The sequence below is a fragment of the Bradyrhizobium sp. USDA 376 genome (genome assembly GCF_054063675.1).
Map to the genome: position 1 here is coordinate 168,152 of NZ_JBSSGN010000001.1, position 24,711 is coordinate 192,862.

At 59.1% G+C, this 24,711-nt stretch carries 16 protein-coding genes and 1 pseudogene; 5 read left to right on the forward strand and 12 right to left on the reverse strand.

The features are described 5' to 3' along the window. Nucleotides 1-171: 171 nt before the first annotated feature. Nucleotides 172-371: pseudogene (locus ACVJ19_RS00720) on the reverse strand (transposase); the annotation flags it as partial. Between the two features lie 332 nt (nucleotides 372-703). Between ACVJ19_RS00720 and ACVJ19_RS00725 the strand changes: the two are divergent. After that, complete coding sequence (locus ACVJ19_RS00725; protein WP_028143557.1) at nucleotides 704-925, forward strand: hypothetical protein; 222 nt, start codon at nucleotides 704-706, stop codon at nucleotides 923-925. 1,015 nt (nucleotides 926-1,940) lie between these two features. Here the strand turns inward: ACVJ19_RS00725 and ACVJ19_RS00730 are convergent. The 5 genes from ACVJ19_RS00730 to ACVJ19_RS00750 form a co-directional block, all read right to left on the reverse strand. Continuing rightward, a complete protein-coding gene (locus ACVJ19_RS00730; protein ID WP_018273859.1) occupies nucleotides 1,941-2,984 on the reverse strand; it encodes an IS110 family RNA-guided transposase in 1,044 nt (347 codons plus the stop codon). A gap of 89 nt (nucleotides 2,985-3,073) precedes the next feature. Continuing rightward, a protein-coding gene (locus ACVJ19_RS00735; protein ID WP_095425220.1) for an IS3 family transposase occupies nucleotides 3,074-4,263 on the reverse strand; the annotation gives its coding sequence in 2 pieces (ribosomal slippage) (nucleotides 3,074-4,017 and nucleotides 4,017-4,263; 1,191 coding nt in all). Between the two features lie 61 nt (nucleotides 4,264-4,324). Then, nucleotides 4,325-4,594, reverse strand: coding sequence for a site-specific integrase (locus ACVJ19_RS00740; RefSeq protein ID WP_028144096.1), 270 nt, complete (start codon nucleotides 4,592-4,594; stop codon nucleotides 4,325-4,327). Nucleotides 4,595-5,026: 432 nt separating this feature from the next. Continuing rightward, nucleotides 5,027-6,781 (reverse strand): nodulation protein NodU, encoded by a 1,755-nt coding sequence (gene nodU / locus ACVJ19_RS00745; RefSeq protein ID WP_080588739.1) that lies wholly within the window; start codon nucleotides 6,779-6,781, stop codon nucleotides 5,027-5,029. A gap of 500 nt (nucleotides 6,782-7,281) precedes the next feature. Then, complete coding sequence (locus ACVJ19_RS00750; RefSeq protein ID WP_049802023.1) at nucleotides 7,282-8,475, reverse strand: pyridoxal phosphate-dependent aminotransferase; 1,194 nt, start codon at nucleotides 8,473-8,475, stop codon at nucleotides 7,282-7,284. A gap of 1,376 nt (nucleotides 8,476-9,851) precedes the next feature. Between ACVJ19_RS00750 and ACVJ19_RS00755 the strand changes: the two genes are divergently transcribed. From ACVJ19_RS00755 to ACVJ19_RS00765, 3 genes are read left to right on the forward strand one after another with little or no spacing between them, the layout of a single operon-like run. Then, the gene (locus tag ACVJ19_RS00755) at nucleotides 9,852-11,423 is read left to right on the forward strand and encodes an amidophosphoribosyltransferase (RefSeq protein ID WP_223153742.1); all 1,572 of its coding nucleotides are present in this window, start codon (nucleotides 9,852-9,854) and stop codon (nucleotides 11,421-11,423) included. Beyond that, nucleotides 11,420-12,106 (forward strand): HAD family hydrolase, encoded by a 687-nt coding sequence (locus tag ACVJ19_RS00760; RefSeq protein WP_028144093.1) that lies wholly within the window; start codon nucleotides 11,420-11,422, stop codon nucleotides 12,104-12,106. The genes ACVJ19_RS00755 and ACVJ19_RS00760 overlap by 4 nt, the downstream gene beginning before the upstream one ends. Further along, nucleotides 12,103-13,005: an NAD(P)-dependent oxidoreductase gene (locus ACVJ19_RS00765; protein WP_041956566.1), complete on the forward strand. Its 903-nt coding sequence runs from the start codon at nucleotides 12,103-12,105 to the stop codon at nucleotides 13,003-13,005. Before ACVJ19_RS00760 ends, ACVJ19_RS00765 begins: the two co-directional genes overlap by 4 nt. A 702-nt stretch (nucleotides 13,006-13,707) precedes the next feature. Here the strand turns inward: ACVJ19_RS00765 and ACVJ19_RS00770 are convergent. From ACVJ19_RS00770 to ACVJ19_RS00785, 4 genes are all read right to left on the reverse strand, one after another. After that, a complete protein-coding gene (locus ACVJ19_RS00770) occupies nucleotides 13,708-15,174 on the reverse strand; it encodes an NAD-dependent succinate-semialdehyde dehydrogenase (RefSeq protein WP_370126336.1) in 1,467 nt (488 codons plus the stop codon). A 9-nt stretch (nucleotides 15,175-15,183) separates the two neighbouring features. Next, a complete protein-coding gene (locus ACVJ19_RS00775; RefSeq protein WP_018645246.1) occupies nucleotides 15,184-16,113 on the reverse strand; it encodes a dihydrodipicolinate synthase family protein in 930 nt (309 codons plus the stop codon). Nucleotides 16,114-16,284: 171 nt separating this feature from the next. Further along, nucleotides 16,285-17,433: a hypothetical protein gene (locus tag ACVJ19_RS00780; protein WP_018645247.1), complete on the reverse strand. Its 1,149-nt coding sequence runs from the start codon at nucleotides 17,431-17,433 to the stop codon at nucleotides 16,285-16,287. Between the two features lie 247 nt (nucleotides 17,434-17,680). Further along, nucleotides 17,681-18,883, reverse strand: coding sequence for a CaiB/BaiF CoA transferase family protein (locus tag ACVJ19_RS00785; protein ID WP_028144091.1), 1,203 nt, complete (start codon nucleotides 18,881-18,883; stop codon nucleotides 17,681-17,683). A 264-nt stretch (nucleotides 18,884-19,147) separates the two neighbouring features. Between ACVJ19_RS00785 and ACVJ19_RS00790 the strand changes: the two genes are divergently transcribed. Beyond that, on the forward strand, nucleotides 19,148-20,239 hold the full coding sequence (locus tag ACVJ19_RS00790; RefSeq protein WP_018645249.1) for a LacI family DNA-binding transcriptional regulator: 1,092 nt from the start codon (nucleotides 19,148-19,150) through the stop codon (nucleotides 20,237-20,239). Between the two features lie 164 nt (nucleotides 20,240-20,403). On the opposite strand, the gene ACVJ19_RS00795 is transcribed toward ACVJ19_RS00790, so the two are convergent. Both ACVJ19_RS00795 and ACVJ19_RS00800 read right to left on the reverse strand, forming a co-directional pair. Further along, on the reverse strand, nucleotides 20,404-23,037 hold the full coding sequence (locus tag ACVJ19_RS00795) for a CehA/McbA family metallohydrolase (RefSeq protein WP_453947807.1): 2,634 nt from the start codon (nucleotides 23,035-23,037) through the stop codon (nucleotides 20,404-20,406). 201 nt (nucleotides 23,038-23,238) lie between these two features. Continuing rightward, nucleotides 23,239-24,564 carry an MFS transporter gene (locus ACVJ19_RS00800; protein WP_063615341.1) on the reverse strand — a complete coding sequence of 442 codons (1,326 nt, stop codon included), beginning with the start codon at nucleotides 24,562-24,564 and terminating at the stop codon, nucleotides 23,239-23,241. Between the last annotated feature and the right edge of the window lie 147 nt (nucleotides 24,565-24,711).

Consider the following 24,711-nt stretch of genomic DNA (forward strand, 5'->3'; position numbering starts at 1 on the left):
AAGAGCGTAGCCGTAATTCAATCCGTTTCAAGTCGCCCGTATGGTTGGGCTCAATGCTTTCAATGTGAGCTAGCGCGAATGCCTGGTACCGGAACCATTTCAGTGGTTTGCCAGCGCCCCCCATAAATATGTGAGAAGATCACGCGATGACTGTGCGCGAGCAGCTGTTTACTTTGTTGCGCAACCTGCCTCTTCCAAGGCCCTCAGCCGCTTCGCCTCGGAAACCTCCATGCCGCCGAATTTGGCCTGCCAATTGTAGATCGTCGCCTCGGAAACACCCTGCTTGCGAGCCAGGTCGGCTGTCTTCGCCCCAGCCTATGGTCCTTTAATACCGCGATAACCTGCTCTTCCGTGAACCTTGCTCGCTTCATCTGTCCTCCTTCTTCTGATATCTGAGGCCGGCAAACTGGACCATTTTTGGCTAGAGTTCTCGCTGCCGATCCGTCGACATCCGGACGTACTGCGCAGCCCGGAGCTCGCGCTCCCGAGGCCCGGGCAGCGGGGCATGCTGGACGGTGAGCTCTGTTTCCATGGAAGGCTCCCGAACTGTGCAGCGGTCAGCCTATTCAACCCGCCTGAAAACCAAGAAGTGTGAAGCTGTTCACCCCCGCCGAATCCCTCTTCGCCTACAATAGGAACGTCCCGGTCCGGGACGCTCATCCGGGAATGGACGAGTCGGAGCTGGGGAAGCTGGAGGCCGGCCATGAAGCGCCACGCCATGAGCAAGTATTTCGGTAGTGGCGCCGGCCACGTTCTGCGCCAGCACAACAGCGCCGTGCTGCTGTTCAGCTGGCGCGGCAAGTCCGACGGATCGGCCCGATATGTCGAGCGCGTCAACCGCTACGCGCGCGATGGCGTGGAATATCCCTGTCTTGCCGCCTTGCTCCGCGCGGTCGAGGCCGAGCACGCTCAAAAGGAGCGCTGATATGCAACATCAACGGCATCGCCCCACCGACCTGTTGGATCTGTACATCGGCGCTAAGCGCGCGTTGGAGCAAGCGATCACGGCGCTCAATGCCGGAGCGGCAGGGCCGCGGCAGCGAATTCGGTGCCGGCCTCAAAGTTTGCGACGGCGGAGCTGTTCCAACCCATCCTTGATCAATCGGAGATCTGCGTGAACGTGCTTGCTTGCGGAGCCGGACGCGGACTCGAGCAATTCGCGCCGAAGGCCCCTCATATCTTCAAGCGCCTGCTGGTTCCTTAAGCGAACGTAAGCTGAGACTATTGCTTTACACCACATGTCGTTCCAAATGCGTTACAAAATGAGTTCTCAAGATTGACTGAACTGCAGTGACCCGCGAGTACATATGTGAATCGCAGATGCCGAAATCTCAAATATCATGTGCAAACGGCACACGGGGAGACTGTAAACCCAGCTCGCAGACTTCGGCAACAACCTGCGCTCGGAGGGAAACACGCCGGAAGAATACGGAACCCAATCCGCTGGACGCACTCGGCGCCGCGCGGAACTTCGACGCGCCGGAGTGGACCGGCCCCGGCCTGGAGGTTTTTTCCGGATCGAAAAACCGAGCTGGGACGGAGAGGTCTGTCACTGTCTGGGCGGCAATAAGCGACAAACGCAGCTTCATCCCCCAAAAAAAGCCGGGGAGTGATCCGCGGAACCCAGCTTGCCAAAGCCAAAGAGCTGCTCAGTGACCTTTGACCTTGCCCCCATATGTGGAACGGCCCGCGAGGCAAGAGCTTTTTCAGTCGATTTCACACATTGGAACGGTGCGGTCATATGTCCGGCCTTTGCGCGCGGCACAATATGGCCGCTGGCCTCGATGAGATCCGCGGAACGAGGAGCTAAATCAAGTTTACGCGCTTGAGCGCATTGGGGGCAGTAGCTTCACTCGTTTCGGGATTTCGTCCCATGGGTTCATCGCCTGTTGTTGCACCTCGCCCTCTGCCGGCCTGCGCCGGTCAGATCGTTTTGGCGGTCACTGCGTCACCGCGGCAATCGCCAATGGGTCGGGACGCCGATAAATTCCGCCCTTGTTCAGGAGCGCCCAGATGATCCGCGCCGTCTTATTGGCCTGCGCGACGGCGGCAACCTTGAAGGGGCGTCTGGCGAGAAGCGCCTTCAGCCACGGCCGCGCCCGAACGTCGTTTCGGACAAGCCGCAAGACGGCCGTTGCCCCGACAACGAGGAGAGAGCGGAGTTCTGGATTTCCCATCTTCGATATTCGTCCCAACCGCTCTTTGCCTCCGCTTGAATGAGGCCGCGGCGTCAATCCCAGCCAGGCGGCAAAGTGGCGAGCCGACTTGAACCCGCCGGGATCCGGCACAAGCGCTTTGATGGTCGCCGCCGTAATGGCGCCGACGCCAGGGATCGTGGTCAACCGACGCATGTCCTCGTCGTGCTTGGCCTCCGCGACGATTGCGCGCTCGAGCCTCTCGATCTGGTCGGCTGAAGCTTCAATCTCGTCGGCAATAGCCATCAGCGCGAAGCGCGCTGCTGCGGGCAGGCGTGCATCTGTCTCATCCCGTATGATTGCGACCAGCGCCTCAACCTTTGCCAGGCCGGCGGTGGCGATGATCCCCAATTCTGCCAGATGCGCGCGCAACGCGTTGACCGACTGCGTTCGCTGCCGCACTAGAAGAGCGCGGGTCTTCAGCACCATCGCGGCAGCCTGTTGCTCAGCCGTCTTAATCGGCACGAAGCGCATGGTCTTTCGGGTCACCGCTTCGCTGATGGCCTCAGCGTCCGCCGCATCCGTCTTGCCACGCTTGACGAAGGGTTTGACATAAGCCGGCGGAATGAGCCGGACCTCATGACCGAGAGCTGCGATCTCGCGCGCCCAATAGTGGGCGCTACCGCATGCTTCCATCCCCACCAGGCATGCTGGCAGCTTCTCAAAGAAACGCAGAACTTCGCTGCGCCGTAGCTTCCGGTTGAACACGGGTGAGCCCTCGGCATCCGCCCCGTGAACCTGGAAAACGTGCTTGGCCAGATCCAGCCCGATGGTGATAACCTGTTTCACGGAACGGTCCCTCCTTTGTGGCGTTCGAACAACGACCACGTTCTAGCACTTTGATGCTGTTGGAGCGGGCCGTTCCACCACATCAAGTTTTATCCAGTCCTGAGTTCGCCCCGGCTGTTGGATTTGCCCGGTTGGGCGGTGGTAGCGACGGGAGCTGGCGCGGAGCCCTCGGCATAGCGCAGCGCCAGATCCCGGCGCGGATCGCAGGTGAAGGCGAACTCGGACGGCGTCTTCCATCCGAGCCGCGAGTGTGGTCGTGCGTCGTTGTAATCGGTCCGCCAGCATCGGAGCGCGACGCGGGCATGGGCCAGCGACGTGAACAGCGTCTCGTTCAACAATTCATCCCGCAGCCGGCCATTGAAGCTCTCGATAAAGGCATTCTGCATGGGCTTGCCCGGCGCGATGTAGTGCCATGCAACACGGCTCTGATCGGCCCATGTCAGGATGGCGTTGCTGGTGAACTCGCTGCCGTTGTCGCTGACCACCATCTTCGGCTTGCCGCGTTCCATCAGCAGCCGGTCCAGCTCCCGCGCCACACGGGTGCCGGAGAGCGAGGTGTCGGCTACCAGCGCCAGGCACTCGCGGGTGCAATCATCGACCACGGTGAGGATACGGAAGCGGCGGCCATCGGTGAGCTGATCCGACACGAAGTCGAGCGACCAGCGGTCGTTCGGCGCCATCGGCACCATCATCGGCGCCCGGGTCCCGATCGCCCGCTTGCGGCCGCCGCGGCGGCGCACCGCAAGCCTCTCTTCCCGGTAGAGCCGGAACAGCTTCTTGTGGTTGATCAGATAGCCTTCCCGCTTGAGCAGAACATGGAGGCGCCGATAGCCGAAGCGGCGGCGCTCCTGGGCGATCGCCTTCATGCGCTGGCGAACGCCGGCTTCGTCCGCCCGGGTCGTCCGGTATCTCATGGTCATGCGGCAGCAGCCGATGGCTTTACACGCCCGCCGTTCACTCATCCCGTGGGCAGCCACGAGATGCGCGACAGCCTTCCGCTTGGCCGCGGGCGTCACCACTTCTTTCCCAAGAGGTCCTTCAACGCCGCATTGTCCAGCATGGAGTCGGCCAGCAGCCGTTTCAGTCGCGTGTTCTCGTCCTCCAGCGTCTTTAGCCGCTTGGCCTCCGACACCTCCATGCCACCGAACTTGGCCTTCCATTTGTAGATGCTGGCGTCGCTGACGCCATGCTTGCGGCACAGATCGGCGACCGACACGCCGGCCTCATGCTCCTTCAAAATCCCGATGATCTGCTCTTCCGAAAAGCGGCTGCGCTTCATGCTCTGGTCCTTGTGGTGGGCCAGAACGAACTTCAAACTGGATCAAGCCCGAGGGGCAAGGTCAGATGTGATCGGGCACGATTGGTAGCTTTTGGAGCGCTTCCAACATCTGCTTGAGTTTGGCCGAACTGGCGTATCGCTCTTCCGTAATGTTGTCGCCGCCATGGCCGAGTATGTCGGCGCGGAGTTCAGAAGCCACGCCAGCGTGCTTCAGATCAGCGCCTCCGCTTTTGCGAAACGAATGGAAAACCTTCTTCTCGGCGGCATTGGGCACCGCGACGTTTGGCACTTTGATCCAATCACCATAGAACGTGTCGCCGAGTCCGGTCATTAGCCGCTCGCAGCTCCGGAAATAAAAGCTTGTGGCCCAGCTTTTTAATGGCGGAGTGGTATTGAAGAAACCCAAGTCGGAGAACTTCACTTATGAGCGGCACTCGCCGCATCGACTGCAGATTCTTCAGCGCTCGGTGCTCGTTCGGCCGAATGAAGATATAGGGGATTCCATTCTCTTCGAGAACGTCATCGATGTCCAAGCCGCATAGCTCCTCTCGGCGCCCGAAAGTGTATCTCGCGAGGTACGGTACGACGTGCAATGCGTCGTGATAGACGAGCGAACCGGCCTTGATCCTGTTTTCGGAATCCTTGCATCCTCTCCATGGAGCTTGACGGAATATAGCGGCCAAGTCTTCAGCAGAAAACGGATTGCTTTGGTCGCGATCCCTACCTTTCTTCGTTACCCCTAGGCCTGCAGCGATCGCATTCGTCAAACAAGGCGGCCTCTGGCGGGAGGTATCCGATCTTTGGCGTACGGTTCCGCCTCCGCGCGCTGAGAGAGAAAGATGTCGTTGGCCAGCACTGAGTCTCCGCCCGCGCGTTTCGTCCACAGCACGCCATCGCACCACACGTGGTCAACGCGGTCCCACTGGCAGGCAGATGCCGCATTCGGGAAAAACCCGCGTCCATTGTGATTGGCGCTTGTGTTGCATAGTAGCGGAATGCCCGTGAGGCCCTCGTATTCGACGAGAAGTTCGGCGATTTTGTGCTGAGAGGTCCTGCAAATAGTCTGCAATCGAGCAGATCCGTCCAGATGCACAACAGCGGGGATCTTGGCCCGCCATTCTGCTCGTGTTAGGTGCTCGAAGAGCATGTAAGGGTCTGGCGTTCCAGGACTAAAAATATCCGGCGCACGATCCTCCAGGCATATTGGCGCTACCGGCCGGAAGTGCTCGCGAAGTTTGATGTCGTTGAGACGGTCCTTCATTCGCGGCGATGTCGCCGCGGCCAGTATGCTTCTGCTACCCAAAGCCCGAGGTCCAAGCTCCGCGCGGCCGGCAAGGAAAATGACGGGCTTGTTGCTGGCGAGAATCGTTGCAAGTTCACGCATGCTACATGGTGAGCCGTCCCATCCGGGCGGCACGTCGCCTCGTTCCACGGCTGGACCACTATAGACGGACCATTCCAATGGTACAAAGCCTTGGTCCGCCCCTAATGCGGAGCAAGCGGCACCTATTGCCGAGCCACTGTCATTCGGAAAGGGTGGCACCCAGATAGCATCGAACAAGCCGGCAGCTCGTAGTGTGCTATTCCATTTTATGTTGAGACCGCAACCGCCGGCGATGCACAGATTGCGCGCGGGAAGCCTCGAATGTCTCTGTATAGCACTCGCGAGCTTGGTAACGAGCAGACGCTCTTGGAACCAATGAAAGGATGCAAGCACATCTTCGGGGGCTTTGGCTTTTAACCGTAGCGCGCTGGCATCGAAGAACTCGTGGACAGGCTCAAGCGCGGCGTCCTCGCTGCAACGATCGACTGGCTCCGTAAACGTGCTAAAGTGCTTTTCGTAGAGCTCCTGAAACACCTCGACGATGCCTTCGTCGACCGAACCGAGCGCGATATAGGCCATCAACTTGCCCGCAACACCGAGGTCCCACTTGGTCCGGTTCGACTGCTTGTATGGTCCGAAGTGGTAGCCTGCGGCAGCATAAGCATGCCCGATCAGCGGGAAGAGGCACTCGAGGAACCTGGCTGCGCGGCGTTCTATATGGTAGAGACGTGGAAAGGAGGCGCCGTCCCACACCAGACAGAACGCGGGCTGCCCGGCCTTGGCGAAAGGGCTAGTACAAAAGGCCGAAGCCACATGGGCTGTGACATGCGGATAGCTTTGATAGGGGAAGGCGCTCCCGTTGAGCATTAGCCCAGAGCCGTCGTGCGCTATGAGGAGGCCTTCGGCATCGCCCTCAACATACGGCGCCCCTTTAAGGGTAATGGGTGCAGTCCCACTGAAAACCTCAAATTGTGACTCGACCTCGCCCCACCATCCGTCGATGACGAAGCGATCAACGTCTCGCGGATCAAAACCGTGCTCTGCCAGGGCAACAACAACTGCATCGAGATTGTCGATTTTTTGATATCGCGGATTATTGCCCCGCTTCTCCTGCTCGATACAAAAGACAAGCCGTCCGTCCTCGATAAGAGCGACTGCTCCGTCATGGGTCAGTTTGATACCGCAGATGCGCATACTGTCTCCGAACCTAATGCCGGTGATCCACTCGACTTGAAGGCGCCGCAACTGTTGCTCATCGCGAGACTCAGATGGGCTCCCATCTGTCACGATGCACGCTCTGGGCCAGTTCAAATCAGTGGAATCGCTGGCGATTGTCTGATCAAAGTCGGAGTTGGAAGCGACTTGACCGATTCGTGACACCGGACGCGTTCGGTTTCGGACCAAGCACTCCCGCCTACGGCGACAATTTGCGTGCGTGCGACCTGCGGCCCTTTGTGCCTTCTCCGACGTCGAGCGAACGAGTGCATCGGAACTCTTTACCGGATGGTGAGATCGTCGACCAGATCAGGAGACGTGACCTCCAGAGGCGGCGACGAAATGCGGTCTTTGACGTTACGATTCGACCGATGCTCGCCGTTAACGGACATAGGAGCTGCTTACATTGCCGAGTGCAAGTCATCAGCTGAAGCGCAGATATTCACAACCATGCCTTTCGTCTGGAACTGGACCGGCCGTTATTTGATCCTAAGGCTATTTAGCGCCTGGACGACGCGCGTCAGGCCGATGGCCGATGCCCCCGGAGGGGCGCCGAATGAGAGTCGCAGACCGTTGACGTCGCCAAACGCGTCTCCCCCAACGCAAGCCACGTTAGTTTGCTTCAGGAGCCAGCTTGCAACATCATCCGTCACTCCAACGCGACCTTCGTCCTGCAAAGCAGATGCAAGCCTGTTCAGATCAAGATAGAAGAATAATGCCCCGTCGGCACGAGGTGGCGTTACATCACGTAGATTAGAAAGGATGTTAAGACCTATGTCGCGAGCGTCGAAAAGCCGTTGGTATGTCTCCCGCTCAATACGGCCGCCGACCTGAAAGTGGCTCAGCGTAGCCTGCTGCGCCTCTCGACTTGGTATCATCGCTGCATAGCCCTGAAGCTTTCTAGCGGCGGAAACGATGGCCCTTGGAGCCGCGAAATAACCCAAGCGAGAGCCTGATATCTCCAGCGCCTGTGAACATGGATTGACCATGATCGTTCGCGATCGCACGGCGGGGTGCGCCACGACGATCGACTCATGGCGGTGTAAACCAGTGAATACCAATCTTGAGTAGCGCTCGTCCGAAATGATCCATATTCGGAATTCGATAGCAAGCTCGCCGACGTCCTGCAATGTTGTTCGGCTGTAGACTGCGCCCGTCGGATTGTTGGGTGAATTGATAATCATCGCTTTAGTCCGCGATGTAATGGCAGCTCGGATTGAGTTGCCATCAGGAGTATATCGTGGGCGCTGAGCGTCGACGAACACTGGTACTGCGCCAGCGGCGTGAACCAGTGCTGGGACAAACGGTTGCCAGGGGCGGATAATGATAACTTCGTCGCCCCGCTCTAGGACAGCCAGGCCCGCACAAAGCAGCGCTTCCTTTGAGCCGGCAGTGATTGCGATCTCTTCCGCACTCCAATCAAAGCCTGTCTGGGCGGCGAGCCTTTCCGCAATAGCTTTGCGGAGCGGCATGAGGCCAATGGGATCCAGGACGCCGCTCGCCCCAGAATCGACAGTAACCATCGCCCTCTCGTGCGCTAATGAGAGTGACTGGAAGATCTCGTCATTTGCGAGATCGATAAACTCATGCCCGCCAAAAGCAGAACCCGACGCCACGTCCTGGGCGCCGGGCACACGCTCTGTAAAACAGAACGATATCGAGTCTGACTGCAAGTGACCTCCTACGGTCGTCGAACTCGAGCAGCGAGCCAAAGCTCGCGACCGCCGTACTCTCGCGGTCTAGCCATCGAACCATATTCGGCGAGGCTGGCGATCTCACCTACACCGACACAGCCCCCCTACACAAAGCCGACAGCCTAATCGCCCGTCGCTCCATGCTGAGTGCTTGGTGCGACAATTGTGGCTCAACATCAAACTGACGGCTCTTTGGCTCGACTACGCTGCATAGAACGGCTGGACTGCTTGCAAAATGCGGGCCCCTGCCATCCTCCTACTTGCGAAGCGTTTTGCAGCCGGCACGTGGATACTTGAACGACCTCGGGCTCAAAGGATTTCGCAAACGTGAGGACTAGGCACGTGCGCCGCGACAGAGCCGTTGACGGTGACATATTGCAGTTGCTCCTGCCAAATTCGTTCAAGGTGCATCGGCGCCCGATCCGCGCAGGCGGCACGGTGTGTCATCGCCAGGAATTTTGGTGCCTGATCAATCACCAGTGTTAGTAGTTGATCCGGTACGCGTTGAAAACGCGCGTTAAGATGTTGCGACCTTTCCAGACAATCATGCACCATGCAAGCTGATGATAGAGGGTCAATATGTAAGCCAAATGGAAGCGAAGATTACAATGGCGTGAGAAGGACGGTTTTCACTCTGTGGAGGTTGAGATCGACAAAGCCGTTCTATTCGTCACTCGCCCCCTGAGATTGATTAGGGTAAGGCAGGAAAACATCGGGCCGCGAGATCGGTCAGGCGCTCGCTACCCCAGAGAGCCTGTTCGTAGCAGTGTGCGCACAGCGGCTACCAAATGTGAGTTGGCCAAAGAACGGAGGGGCTAGGTTGCCTATAAGTCCATTCGTTACTCTGTCCCGCAGACGGACGTGCGCACTTCGACTGTCCAGGACCCGGCTCTCGGTATCGGCAATCGCGCAATGGGTCGCTTTGCATCATCTGCCGGGTCTTACTCGCAAAACACGAAAATACCAACGCGCCGCTACCAGGCCTGCTTGGAGCCCTTTTCTAATGCTGGTCGTCCGTAAGGACCCGCTTTGGTGGTTTCCCCGCAGAATGGAAGGAAATGAGTGGAACATCAGAAGGCTTTCACTGACTTCAAGCACTCGCACCTTCGCTCCGGTGTGGCGCTTTTCGCACACAGTCGTAGCATCTTGAACATCGTGTGAGGGCCTGAACGAGGCACAACACTCAACTGAGTGGCTAGAGTGGCTCGTGTTCCAATTTTCCTCGCTCTAGAAGTGCCAGCCAGTATTTTCAAAGGAGTGGTACGACGCTTGCTTAAGGATGAAGCGAACTTCCGCCTTCATATAGCCATGCGAGGCGCCCCGCCAGATCGGCTTCTTAAGAAGTGGGTGACTATATGTCCGGTGTCGCCGGTGCGTTTCTCTGCGCTTCAAGCGAACCATGGTCGCGTGTTGTTGATCAGCTGAAGAAAATGATTCCGACGCTTGCACTCCGTGGGCAAGCAGGTGTCGCGGTCTATGCTTTCATGCAAGAGCGTGGGATCCGATATGCAAGGGCGATTCAATCGAACGATAATTCAGTGCGCATCGACGGAATCGAACAGGACCCGCGCTTTCGGCCTCATGTTGCAATCGCGCAGATCCGCAGCGGAGGTGGGGATGACGGCGATGTGCAGTCAATTCCCAGCCGCTATTTTGCAATTTCTCTGGACGGCGCCTTGGTGAACGCTCATGAACTCAGGAGCGAATTGCTCGCTCAGGGACCACTGATAGATACCAACACAGACGCCGAGCTCTTGCTGAGGTGGATCGAACGATCTTGCGAACGAGAATATTGGCGTCACGGCTTGCCCGCAGACTACGAAGCTATCTTTCGCGAGCTTGATGATCGTATCGATGGTGCCATTTCCGCGCTTTTGCTAGATATGAACGGTGATCTTGTTGCATATCGCAATCGAAGCGGTTTGCGACCGTTGGAGACTATGCGGGCAAGCAATGGATTGTTGCTCTTTGCTTCCGAAAATTGTGCCTTCGCTGGCTTGAAAGGTGAGACCCAGCAGCTCTTGCCTGGGAGCATACGGCGCGTGGACGCCAAGTCCGGCCGCAGCGTTGACCATATCCTGAACAGCCGAGGATGTAAGGCCAAACTCTGCGCCTACGAAACTCTCTATTTGGGAAGTCCGAACACATCGGTTGAGGGCCATTCACATCGCCAGACCCGTCACAACATCGGGCTGGCCTTGGGGAGAATCGTTGCGGAGCGAGTCCAAGCAGACCCACTCTTGATGCCGCCAATCGTGTCCTCCATGCCAAAGACTGGGGGGCCGTACGCCGATGGTCTGTTTGACTCTCTCGCCGAACAGGGCGTGCTCGCCGAGCGTAGTGACGTAGTGGCAACGCAATTTCTTGAGCGAACGCTCCTGGGCAGACCCAAGGCCCGACAATCTCGCATTGCTCAGAAGTATCTCGTGTCGGAATCTGCCGTCGCTAAACGGACCATCATAGTTGTCGATGAGGCCCTCATTCGAGGAGATACCAGCCAAGCCGTCACAACGATGCTCCTTGCCGCTGGAGCCGAAGCCGTACATTGGGCAATTGGTTCGCCGCCTATAGTTGCTCCACACTACTACGGCATGGGTATTGATACGCTAGATGAGCTCGCATTCTGGCAGGCGTTGAAGCGACTGCCGCCCGAACTACGCGCCCAGAGTCTTCGCTTCCACAGGATGGATCCGCCAGCCCTCAAAATTATTGAAAGCAACATTGCGACGGCAATCCAAGCAGCCACCATCACTTATCTGCCCTTCCGTGCCCTTGTACCCATATTGGCCAACAGGCTAGAGGGCATCGATTTGTCGCCCTTCACGTTGGAGATGCCGACCCCCGCTGGACGTCAGCGCGCGGACAGAAACTTGAAAGCTTTGCTGGCCGCTCTTCCTGTCAATCCCCGTCTGAGGTCAGCATCATGATGCCCGCTCTCGTATTTGACTGGAACGGAACACTGCTCGATGACACATACGCGCTGCTCGAAACGACCAATGTAATTTTGGACCGCTTTGGTCGTCCGAGCATCGATATAAACACCTTTCGAGAGCATTGTGATGTTCCCCTCGATCGTCTCTATCGTAGCCTCGGAATGTCGCAGGAGGAGGTTGAGGCGGTGGAGCGTGACGAAGGCGCACTGTTTCACGACACGTACGAGCCTCTTGCGGATAAAGCCGATTTACGTGAGGGGGCGCGCAGAGTGCTCGCGTTAGCCCGCCGAGAATCTGCTCTACTCATCATCCTCAGCAACCACATAGTCGCGCCTCTACAGTTTCAGCTGAGGAGACTTGGAGTGGATGACTACGTCACCGACGTGCTCGCCTTTGAAAGCCGCGCCACGCAATACAAATCGATAAGCAAAGGAGAGCGGCTTCGCCTTTATATGAACAGGCACAACCTGAAGCCGTCGTCAACCTTCATCGTCGGCGATATGCCCGTCGAGACTGATATTGCACGCAGTCTCGGGCTGACAAGCATATCCATTACCGGAGGATTTGTTTCGACCTCGCGCCTGCAAGCTGCGCGTCCAGATTACACCATCAACAACCATCACGAGCTGTTGCCGATCCTACAAAGCCATGGCTTCTTTCGGAATACTAAATCATGAGCAAGGGATCGTCAGCGAACGCGGCTCCCAAAACGATCAAGCAGAGCATAGGGCTTATCGGAGCGGGGCGCATGGGAACAGGTATAGGGATCAGCCTGCTGCGTCAGCAAAACGAACTCCACATCAAAGTCAACAAGAACCGGTTCGGTGCTGATCGCCTGATGGGTGCAGGGGCCCGCGAGCATGCGTCGATCGCTGAGTTGGCGCAGCATGTAAGTGTGGTGGTGTTGTCATTACCGTCCAGCCGCGAAGTTGAGACGGTGTGCCTCGATCACGATGGACTGTTTGTTAACATGTGCCGAGGAGGTTTGATAATTGATTGTACGACCTCGTATCCCGCATCGACCATTGCATTGGCCAAAACGGCGGAAAGACGAGGTCTTAGCTTCATTGATGCTCCAGTAACACGAAGCCCCGAGCAAGCAGAGCTCGGCCTTCTCAATGCGATGGTTGGATCGGATGCAACACTCTTTCCCGTTGCTGAACGCATTCTTGCTGCGTTTTGCGAGACCGTTATGCATGTTGGAGATGTCGGACACGGCCACAAGCTCAAGCTTGTTTACAACAGCATGACTATGGGCATCGCTGCGGTCGCCGCTGAGGTCTGCCAATTCGCGGATAGTCTTCAGATAGATCTTGTGACACTGCGCTCTTTGGTCAGTCGGGGCTCTACGAACAGTGGAATATTCCAAGCCTTCGCCGCCTTTTTGTTGGGAGAGAAACCAGATGCACTGGCAATCTCGATTGCAAATGCTGCAAAGGACATCGAGTGTGCTGTGCGCCTAGCGCGCGAGAGTGCCGTTTCCGTGCCGGTCCTGGATGCTGCCGCGCAGGAACTCAACCTCTCAGTTGTCGCAGGCAAAGGTGAACTGACCCTCCCACATTTGGCCCGATCGTAGACGCTTGGTGTGGTTCCAAGCGGGCCATTTTTCCACGAGTCCCTGGTGCCCCTCGACTTCCTGGGCATCGAGAGCGATGACTAGGACGAGATGGTCCGCATCTTCAAAGAAGTCAGCGGCGTTTCTTATACGATGGGGTGGAGTTCGATCCAAACAGCGTCAAGGTCAATCGCATTCGCGAGGAAACTGAGTATGGCGGCCTGCGCATCACCGACGCGTTGGTCGATACTGCCAAGGCCCGAATCATTATCGATTTCGCCTTTGGTGATGCGGTCGAATCGGGTCTACTGGACATGGACCTGTCGGTTCTCCACGATCTTCCTGCTCGCATCTGCGCGCTTCTGCGCGTGAGATGGTCATCGCCGAGAAATTCCAGGCGATGGTCATGCTGGACCGCACCAATATTCGTGGTGCTCGCGGCCTCATCATTGGCGCGGATACTTGAGGGCTTTGGCACACGCAGCTGTTATCCGTCCGCGCTGATCTGCGGACAACGTATCTCATTTCTGCTCTCGCCTGAAAGAACAAGAAGGTGTCGGTCCAGCAAAGAAAAGGACCGCTGCCGGATTTCTCCGACAGCGGCTCAAGTCTGGGGAGAGGCAGACGTACCGGTCTGCCAGCGGAGAAGGGCGGAGCGCTTGAAGCGATCCGGCGGCACTAACGAAGTCGTTCTGCTCCGGTTTGGTATCTGGTATTCCGGTTCTAGCTCGCCTGGCTCACGAATTTGGTGTCGAGATAGCCCTCGATTGCCTCGAGGCCACCTTCCGAACCGAAGCCTGACTCCTTCGTTCCTCCGAAGGGCACTTCGGGAAGCCCAAGGCCATGATGATTGATCGATACCATCCCGCATTGGAGATCGGCCCCGATCGCGGCCATCGTTGCGGCGGATCGCGTGTAGGCGTAGGCGGCGAGCCCGTAAGGCAGTCGATTGGCCTCCGCCACAACCTCGTCATAGGTTTTAAACCGCGCAATCGGCGCGACAGGGCCGAACGGCTCTTCATTCATGATGCGCGCTTGAGGTGGAACATCGGTCAGGACCGTCGGCTCGAAGAAGTACCCCGTATTGCCGATACGCTTGCCGCCGATGCGCAACTGGGCGCCGCAATCGAGAGCGTCCGCGACGAGGGTCTCCATTGCATCGACCCGGCGCGAATTGGCGAGCGGCCCCATCCGGCTATCTCTTTCAAGGCCATTGCCAACCTTGATCGCGCTGGCCTCGGCAACGAACCTCTTGACGAAATCTTCATAGATACTGTCATGCACCAGAAACCGCGTCGGCGAGACGCAGACTTGGCCCGCATTGCGGAACTTGTTCGCCGACAAGATTCTTGCGGCTTTCTCGACGTCGGCATCCGGGAAAACGATGGCAGGCGCGTGCCCGCCGAGCTCCATGGTGGTGCGCTTCATATGGGCGCCGGCAAGGGCTGCGAGATGCTTTCCGACCACGGTCGAACCGGTGAAGGAGACTTTCCGGATGATAGGATGGCGTATGAGATAATCTGAAACTTCGGATGGCACCCCGAAGACGAGATTGATCACGCCCGCAGGCAAGCCAGCATCCGCGAAACTGCGCACCAGCGCCATGCAGCTCGCTGGCGTCTCTTCAGGTCCCTTGACGATGATGGAGCAGCCGGCTGCAAGGCTGGCGGAGATCTTCCGCACGGCCTGGTTGATCGGAAAATTCCAGGGCGTAAATGCGGCAACCGGCCCGACCGGCTCCTTGGTCACGAGCTGGACAACATTGCCAAAGCGCGCCGGGACGATCCGTCCATAGGCGCGCCGCCCTTCTTCGGAGAGCCAGTCGATGATATCGGCAGCAAGGAGCGATTCAGCACTCGACTCGGTGAGCGGCTTACCCTGTTCGAGCGTCATGATCAATGCGATGCCGGCTGCGCGCGAGCGTATGAGATCGGCGGCCTTGCGCATCGTCCTGTATCGGTCAAAGGCCGAAACCTTTCGCCAAATCTCAAATCCCTCCTGAGCGGCCATGATCGCACGATCGAGATCGCCACGAGACGCATAAGGAGTTTCGCCAATCGGCTGGCCGGTTGCGGGATTGAGGATTTTTTCCGAGCGATCCGAACCCCCTTCCGTCCACTCGCCGGCAATGAACATCCTGATCTTGGGGTACACAGGTTCTGCCTGCGTGGCTTGTTCTCGGCGCATCATGCCCGCATCTCAATGTCCCCAGCGAAGAGACAGCGGGTTGAGCTCACGCGCAAGCTCGATCAATCCAGCTCTCGTCGCCGGATGGATCTGCTCGAGCGGATGCCGCACGGCTTCGCATTTGATCACGCCGCCTTCAGCCATTACGCTCTTGGTGGCGCGCAGGCCGCACTGGCGGTTTTCGAAATTGATGAGCGGCAGCACCCTTGCATATGCAAGAGCGGCTTCCTGCCTGCTGCCCCCTTTGTGATGATCGAGCACGGGGCGGAGCAAATCGGGCAACAGCGCGCTCGACATTGTTCCGCTCGCACCGGCATCGAGGTCCGCCATCATGGTGATGGCTTCCTCCCCGTCAAAAGGACCAATGATGACCTCACCGCCGAGCTCGATCAGACTGCGGAGCTTGGCAGCCGCAAACGGCACCTCGATCTTGAAATATCTGGCGAGCGGCACCTCGCAAGCGAGCCGGACGAGAAACGGGACCGTCAATGTAACGCCGGAGAGCGGCGCGTCCTGGACCATAATTGGAATCCCGGCGGCGTCCGCGACCCGGCCGAAATGCCCGATCATGGCGCCTTCATCCGCCTTGAGGCTTGGACCATGATAAGGCGGCATCAGCATGAGGAGGCTTGCGCCACGTTCGGCCGCATAGCGGGCGCGTTGCACCGCAATCTGCGTGCTGAAATGGCTGCAGGTCACCATGACGGGCTTGCGGCCCGCGACATGCGAGAGGCAGAGATCGACCAGAAGGTCACGTTCCTGATCAGACAGCAGGAACTGCTCGGAATAGTTGGCCAGAATGCAGATCCCGTCCACGCCTTGGTCGATCATGCAATCGAGCACGCGCCGCTGCCCTTCGAGATCGAGATCTCCAGATTCCGTAAACGGCGTCGGAGCGACCGGGAACAAGCCGCGATAGATGGGGGGTTTCGCATTTCTCATGTAGAGGATTCCAGACAGGAGGCAGTCAGTTGCTGTCTAACTCGATCAGCCCATCGCGAATATCCAAGGAGTGGAGCCGATGCCGTCGGACTGTTTGGACAGATTGACTGGCGTGGCGTCACAAACAAGATTGGTTGGAGGCTTTGTTCGCGTTGGAAGCCTTTCGCGCCTCTAGATCCAGCCAGGCGGCACCAGATCCGTCAGGATGGCAAGGCATTCAAACAGGAAGTAGCTTCCGAAAATCAGCTCGACGTTCTGGGCCGCATCGATATCGCGCACGATCGCCTTTCGGGTGAAGCAGCCGCCGGTGAGCATTCCAGGCGGGCGCGGGTCATCGGGAGCAGTCGGTGTCAGGTATTTCGAGCTCAGTTGAGTAACTGTGCGCTCCGCAAATAATCTATATTTGGCGCCCCCCTCAGGACCAAGTGCGGATGCGAGGCGCAGCGCCGCGGCGGCAGCGATAGCAGTGGCCGCAGTATCCCTGCTGGTGTTGGGGATCGCCGGATCGTCGAAATCCCAGAAGGCAATGAGATCCGCGGGGACATGGTCGATCCACCAGTCAAGAAGGCGGACGGCGTAGTCGCGCCATAGCGGTTCGTCGGGGCGGACCATGGCGGCGTGAGCGGTGTAGAGCATCGCCCATCCCTGCGCCCGGCCCCAGGTGCTGATATCGCTATATCCCTTGTGCGTGTGCGTTCTGAGCACCTTACCGGTGTGATCAAGGGTGGAAGACTGGATAACTGAATTGTCCTGCCGCACATGGATCTCCAGGACGCGCCGCATATGTGCATTGGCGACCTCCTCCATCCGGGCATCGGAAAGCTCGTCCGCGGCCCAATAGAGCAGGCCTGTCGCCTGGAGCGAGTCGATGCTGCTCTCGGAAGCTCCCACTGCGCTCGCCTCCTCGGCATCCCTGCCCAACGGTATCAGTCCGAGGTGTGGATCGAACATATCACGAAGCGATCTTGCTGCTGTCAGAGCCACCGCGCGGGCGTTTTCTTCCTTGAACAGGATGCTGCCGAGGGCGCCGGCATGATAGAAGCCGAAGCCCTTGAAGGCCGTAAGCCGCTCGGCACGCGGCAACATTCGGCTTAGCGCAGCACGCGCGTCTTCGATTGGGAACTGGCTGCGATCAGCGAGGTGCGCGAGCCAAAGCTCACCGACAAATGCCCCGCCGGTCCAATCACCATCGGGGGTAAACGTCCATTTTCCGTCGGCGGCACTCGCCCAGTGTGGCAAGCCCGAGCGTGCGGTGTCCCGAGTCTCGGCAATGCGCTTCAGCATACGCTCGCGCGCGGGCAGATATTGGCTTTCCGACATGGCTTCTGGTCCAACATAATACTCGCCGCGCGGCTTTGCCCTGGCGGCAACTTAAAGCTCTTTACCAACAGATCCTGGACTGGCGCGAACGGTTGGTGTTCACGAGACTTCCAATCGTGCTTGGCTGCATCTCTGCGGAGTAGCAAGCCTCGTCAGCAGCACCGCAGGGAAAGCCGCGTGCAAGTTTATGCCAATCACGATGACCCTCCGACGTAAGCGTGCTGCTTTCGACAATCCTCGTTGTTCGTTAGTGATGCGAGTCCGCAGCGCCGATGGCGCCGGTTTCATAAAGATGCTTCAATTTCCTAGCGTCATAGCCCAGCTCTTTCAGAATCTCTTCCGTTTGCGCACCGAGCTTTTGCGGCGGCAAACGCACGTCCGGCTGCTCGCCGTCGTAGCGCACGGGATGGCTGACAAGGGTGATGGGAGCTCCGGTCGCGCCGGTCACGACCTGAAAATTTTTGTTATGCGCGATCTGCGGATCCGCAACGACGTCGGCATAATCGTTCACCGCAGCGTGCCAAATTCCACGCGCCTCGAACAGGACGATGCATTCCATGGTTGAGCGTTTGGCGATGTTGGCAGCAATCATGGCTGAGGCCTCGTCCCGCCGGCGATACGCCTCCTCGTCAGGAATTCGCTGGTCGGCCGGAAGGCCAAGCGCGCCTGAGAGCGCCTCCAGCGATCCCAAAGAGATCGCAATGTGCCCATCGCGTGTCGCATAGATGCCGTAAGGCGCACCGTAGTACCAGCCGGCCACCGGGCCCGGCTGACGGACGTCGTCAGGCCTTTGGCCGTTCAGGTAGCAGGTAAAAGATTCCATCTGCAGGTCGAGCGCAGCCGACAGCAGGCTAACATCGACGCGGCAGCCCTGCCCCGTCCGCGCCTTCCGCACCAAGGCAGCCAGGATCCCCGCCGCAAACAAGGCGGCGCCGTGATGATCGATGGCGGAAACGCCGACAGCCCGCGGCCCCTGCTCGCGACTTCCGGTGATCATCGCAAGTCCTGATAGCGCCTGGATCAAGAGATCCTGGCCTGGGCGATCGACATAGGGCCCGTCAGGACCGTAGCCGGAGGCAGCGGCATAGATGATCTGCGGATTGATCTTCTTTGCATCCTCGTAGCCGAGACCAAGCTTGTCGAGCACACCCGGGCGGAAGTTCTCTGCGATCACATCCGATTTGGCGATCAGTTGCCTGGCGATGACCACGGCTTCGGGTTTTTTCAGATCGAGCGTGAGGCTGCGCTTGTTGCGGTTTCCCGTCAGAAGCAACATTGATTGGCCGTCAACCCGCTTGTCCGCCCCGCCCCATTTCCTCTGAAAGGCCCCCCCGGGCGGTTCCACGGCGATCACGTCCGCACCGAGGTCGGCGAGAAACTGCACGCCGACCGGACCCATCAGAAAGTGATTGAGGCTGAGGACTCGAATGCCCTTCAAAAGATCGACCATACATCCTTGCTTTCGGTTTTACCTGAAATCGAGGTGCTGGCTCTCGATTTCTGAAATCGATTTCAGACTTAGGCTGTGCGAGAAGCGGAGTCAAGCGAATCTACCAACTTTCGAATGAGATTCGCTTCATCCCGCTCCATCTGTGCATGAGAGGGGCAGAAAATAGCGCCGATGGCCCGCATACAGGGCTTGAGAAGGTAGCGCTCGTGATGGTTTAACCCTTTTGAGGGGAGACCCTCTCCTTCTCCTGGTTGACCAACGCAAATGGACAAGAAACCTGTAATCGCGCCCAAAGGCCGGCAGCAGCCGCGCGTGAAGATCGAGGACGTTGCCCGGAAGGCGAATGTGTCGCCGGCGACGGTGTCGCGGGTTCTCAATCACCCCGATATCGTACGGCCGGAGCTTCGCGACAGGGTCATGCGGCATATCAATGACCTCGCCTACACGCGCGATAGCGCAGCCAGAGCATTGAAATCGGGACGCATGCGGACCGTCGGCGTCATCGTTCCGACACTGGCGCTCGGTATCTTTGCAGAAGGCGTGGAAGCCCTCCAGAACCGCCTCAGCGAAAGCGGCTACACGCTGTTCATTGCGAATTCGCAATATGACCAGCGGCGTGAATTTCAGGAACTGCAAAGTCTCATTGAACGCGGCATCGATGGAATCGTGCTGGTCGGAGCTTCCCACGGACGGGAGCTGAGGAGCCTGATCGAACAGGCAGGCGTACCCGTCATCACCACCTATGTTGCCAAGGCCGGCGGCGGCATCCCCGCGATCGGAATCGACAACGAAAGCGCCACCCGCGAGATGACGGAGTATCTGCTAAGGCTTGGACACGTCCGTTTTGGCGCGATTGCCAACGTTGTCGCCGCGTCCAACGACAGATCCCGCGCCAGGCTCGAGGGAATTCAGCGCGCGCTGTCGGACGCCGGTCTCCCGCTCAAGCCGAGCCAGGTCGTCAAGGCCGATTATTCGCTTGCCCAGGGCCGTAGCGCCCTTCGTCAGCTCCTCACCGATCATCCGGACACGACAGCAGTCATCTGCACCACCGACACGCTTGCCATCGGTGCAATGGCAGAGGCTCGCAAGATGGGGCTGGCCGTACCGGCTACGCTTTCCATCACAGGATTTGACGATGTGGAGCTGGCGGCGCAAATGGACCCGCCGCTCACAACAGTCAGCGTTCCGGCAGCAGAAATCGGCCGGGGAGCCGCCGATTATCTCATCAATGCCATTGCCGGAAGTCCTGTCCCGAGAAGTGTCGTGTTGCCGTACCGGCTGGTCATGCGCTCATCGAGCGCCCCGCCGCGGTCCAGCGTCCGTCCCGCCCGTCGCGGGCGCAGTCGAGATCATTGACCGGGCCACGGTCCTGATAACTATTTCAGAACCGGAGGCTGGCGTCCGCATCCCAGGACCCGATGACGCAAGCTGCTCGCCCCTTATCATTATTCGCCCGTAAGTAGAGGTGGCTGAGCATGCGATGCGCCGCCTGCGCGATCGTCAATGGCACAAGAGACTTCTCAATGCTCGCGTTCAACGTGAACGGAGTGAACGGGCGCATGGTGGTGGCTGGCGCCCAGTTCGTGCAATCTATGATGCAGGCGATGATGCGCAAGTTCCAGGGCAGCTCGCAGCCGCGAGTGTCGCGCTTCGTCGGACTTGGGAGCGAGCGTGTCCATATAGGCGATCGATCCCTCGATTTGAGCAAGGACCGACACTGCATCCGCGGTGGCAAAGATGGGCATTCCGCCTACTTTGACATATACCGCACTGGTGTGCGCCGCAATGTCGGCCTCGCGTCCGGCGACACTGCCCCGAACGCGCAGCGCGATCCAACATGACTCGTTGATGGGCAGGGAGAGCTGCCCCTTGCACGACAAGCCTCCGCATCGAACCTCCTCAAGGACCGTGCCGTTACATATGAGCTCCACCCGCGCCGGCGGGACGCTGACCGATTCGATCCGCCAGTCGATCGTGAGGGTGCCGCCTGAACGGGGAAGGGACACCGTGCCTCCAGGGCGACGTCCTTCAACGGTCATCTCAACCAGAGGCCCGACAGTGATGAACGTGTCCCCGCTGCGTACGGCATCCATCCAGTTGCGATACGTGAAGTCGCGTTCGCCCAATCGCACATAGGTCCGTGAGCCCCCGAGGAGCGCGGCCGCGTCCATCTTGTCGGAGCCCGCCACCAGCGGCAGATGGTAGCCGATGTTGAGGTAGCGATACCAATCGGCGAGACCAAATGCGCTGAGCTGCGCGGTCCGCGGGTTGAACGACATCATTTCGATGGCGTCGACAAGGCCGAGCACAATGTCGGCCGCACGCTCCGCCTGCGGGTTCGGCGCATGGGGCATTACCACCAGCCCCCCTTGCTGACGGCAGCGCTCCGCCCAGTCGGCCATGGTCGCTTCCAGAACATGGCCGATTGCAGCTTCGTTGGACCCGCCGCAAGAGAGCGGATTGATCATCTCACCTTCATAGCCGAGCAGCGATATGTGCCCCAGAACCTGCATCCGGTTCTCCGTGCCGACCCGAACCAGGAATTCTCCGTCGCCGCCGAAATCCTTTGCCCCGAACGTCGTGCGTCCGTCGAAATCGGCGACGTTGGTGAATAGCTCGCCCCACTGTGCGGCGAGCAAGTTGACCACGTTGACACCCTCCGCCTTGCCCTCAAGCAGCGCTGTCTGCGGGCTTAGGAAATGGACGTGCGTATCAGAGCTAACCCATCCCTGTTCGCGCCAGCGCAGCACACGATCGAGCTCAAAGGTGAGAGTGTCCGTGCTTGCAGTGATGTCGACGATGGTGCGCAACGGGCGCACCTCAAAACCCCTGCAGATCTCTACGAACACGGGCCCGAGCGGCAGGTCCGCCTCGCAACTGCCGTCCACGTAGACGTACTGGTTCAGCCCATTGGCAAATTCGCCCGAGAAGTCCTCGAACCTGCCGGTATTGACCTTGCGGTGATGTCCCTTGGGTGGCAGATACTCCCCATGCGCACCATGGACATGCAACCGCGCGGCAACGCGCACGCCACTGTCCTTTTCCATGATGCGGATCTTGACCGGCCTTGTGGCCGGTTCGACTGTCGCCACATTGAGCGAGGCGCTTGCGTTACCGCCACCTTCCAACGATCGAAGCTCGAACATGTGCAAGCGGCCATCGTCGGAGCGCAGATAGAGTCTTGCGTCCGGATGCGCCGAGTACTCAACGATGACTTCGCTCCCGCAGCGCACGGGCTGCACATCAACTTTGGCGCCCAGCCAATCCGCTCTGGAGTACTCGAGCACTGCGCGTGCCGAGATGACCGTGCCGAGGTCCATGCCGATCTGCTGGCCCCGATCGTCGACATCGAGCTCGCCAAGCTTGTTCAGATGGAACCCCGGCAGCAGCCTCACCTTCAGCTTGCGACGGCCCTGGAGGCGCAGCGGGTGCTGGGTGAGCGCTGTCGTGGTCACCGCAAACACAAGCGAGATTTCCTGTTCCGCGCGCAAGCTCAACGCCGAAAGCTCCTTGTCCGGATAAGGATTGGGGAGCGCGTAAAGCCACACGTTCTCACCTTGTCGATCCATGCGTCCCGATTGGGTGCGAGCCTCGCCCTGGAAGAAGTTCGCCCCCGGCGCTCTGCCGAGTACAAAGTCCTCGCCGGTGCTTGCATGTACGATGGGCGCGCGTAGCGGCAAGGCGGCGAACGCACTCGCACTCCAGGAGATGTGGTTCTGCTGGATCGCGAAGCGGCGCAGCACCGGCACGTCGGTCTCGCTGCCGTCGGCATAGCGGAGCCCGTATGTCGCCACCCGGTCGCCGAGTGGATTGCCTTCTACAGGCAGCGTAGCCGGGCCGATCTCTCCGAAACCCTCGGGGCTTGCACTGGGGCGGTCTGCCGCCACTTGCACGAACAGCACATAGCTCGCCATCGTCGGCGGCAACGCGATTACGGCAGGAGGGGCGCCGGGGCGCAGCTCCAGCACATCCGGCCCTATTTCGCTGCCGAAGAGAAAGGGCATGCCGCGATGGGTCTGGAGCCCGCGAAGTGAATCGATCCAGCCGGTGTCACCCGGGCGGGCGGCGAACCCTTCACCGGCATTTGCGCGCTCGGCGTTGAAATATCGCTTCAAGTCCACAGGCGTGAAGTGCGGCGATGAAGGTGTTTTCATGCTTCGGACTCCAGTTTCAGCAACTCAGTGCCTCGCAAGCATTCTTTGTTTGTTGTGAATCACTGCTCGCGCAAGGACGCTTGCGCCGACCCCATGCTCATGCCGAGCATGAAGAGATACGCGCGAGCCCTTATGTTTTGCAGCTAACGTGGACGCCTTGCGTCCGTCGCGGGCACGGCGAAGCGCAGGGGCAGAGCGTGTTCATTCACCTATGTAGAGGCAGCCGCGCTTCTTTGCGATCTGGTAGACCAGCACGCTCAGGAGCGCGATCAACGATCCGTAGACGGGAAACATCCAGGCGATGTGCTCGCGTTGCAACCAAACCAGCAGATAGGGTGACGTCCCGCCAAACAAGGAGACGCCGAGCGCATAGCCGAGAGCCACTCCGGTGGTCCGCACGGCGCGCGGCATCAGCGTGGTAGCGATGAAGTTATAGAGGGCCATGTTGAAGCCCACGATCGCGCCGCCGAACACCGTAACAAAGAAGAACGTGACGATGCCTTTTTCCGAATAGAGCAGTGTCAGGAAGAAGCATGGGATGAGCAACAGGCGCAGCAGCGCGAACGCGCGCGAGGGTCGCACCTTGTCCGCGAAAGCGCCGACAAACGGCGCCGTTGACATCCAGATCAGGACCATCAGGGTCATGATCCCGTACACATACGTGCTGTCCTCCTTGAAGACCGTATTGGCCATGTTGGGAAGACCGGTGTTCCAGGCATAGTTGGCGATCTGCACCGACCCGATCACCAGGATGACGGCGAGCAGCGAAAGGCGGACGCTCCATAGCGTTTTCCACACACCGCCAGTCGATTCCTGAATGCGCGAAGACTCGTCTTGCCGATGCATGGCTCGATTGATCAAGGTTTCCGGCACCGTCGTGCGCAGATAGATGATCAAAAGGCCCAGCACGCCGCCGACCGCAAAGGGTATACGCCAAGCCCACTCGCGCATGGCTTCAGGTGCGACCGAGGCGCTCACCAGGAAGGCAACTAGGCTGGATCCAAGGCTTCCCAATTGGATGAATGTGCCGCCAATCAGACCGAGATAGCGCCCCTCCTTACCAGGTGGCGCCAGTTCAATTGCAATGGCGTTGGCGACACCAGCTTCAGCGCCTGTGGCAAACCCCTGAATCAGCCGCATGATCAGCAGCGCTATGGCCGCCGTGACGCCGAGGTCCTTGTAGGTGGGCAACAAGGATATCAAAAGCGAGCAAACCGCCATGGCCGTGACAGAGATCAGCATGACGCGCTTGTGGCTGATGCGATCTGCGACCGGCCCCAGCAAAACAGCGCCCAGCGGTCGAGCGCAAAAGCCCGCGCCGTACACGGCAAGTCCCGCCAGCAGCGAGGTGGTGGGATCATCGGAAGGGAAGAAGTGCGGCGAGAGAAACGCCGCCATTACGCCGTAGACATTCCAGTCGTACCACTCTAGCGCCACCCCTCCTCCAAGGCCGGCGGTCATTCGCTTGTTGGCAGTTTGCTTGTCAAGCTGGACGGGTACAGCGCTGGGCTGAGCAATGATGTTCATGGGTCCTCGGGCTCTATTGATGACTTAATGATTTTGCGGGTCGCGCGAGAACGAGCAGCCGCTCGTCGGCTCAACTGCGCCCGCCGCGAGCGGGGGTCTACGAGAGCGGCGGCCTTGAGCAGGCCGGACCGCGGAAGCGCAAGCGCA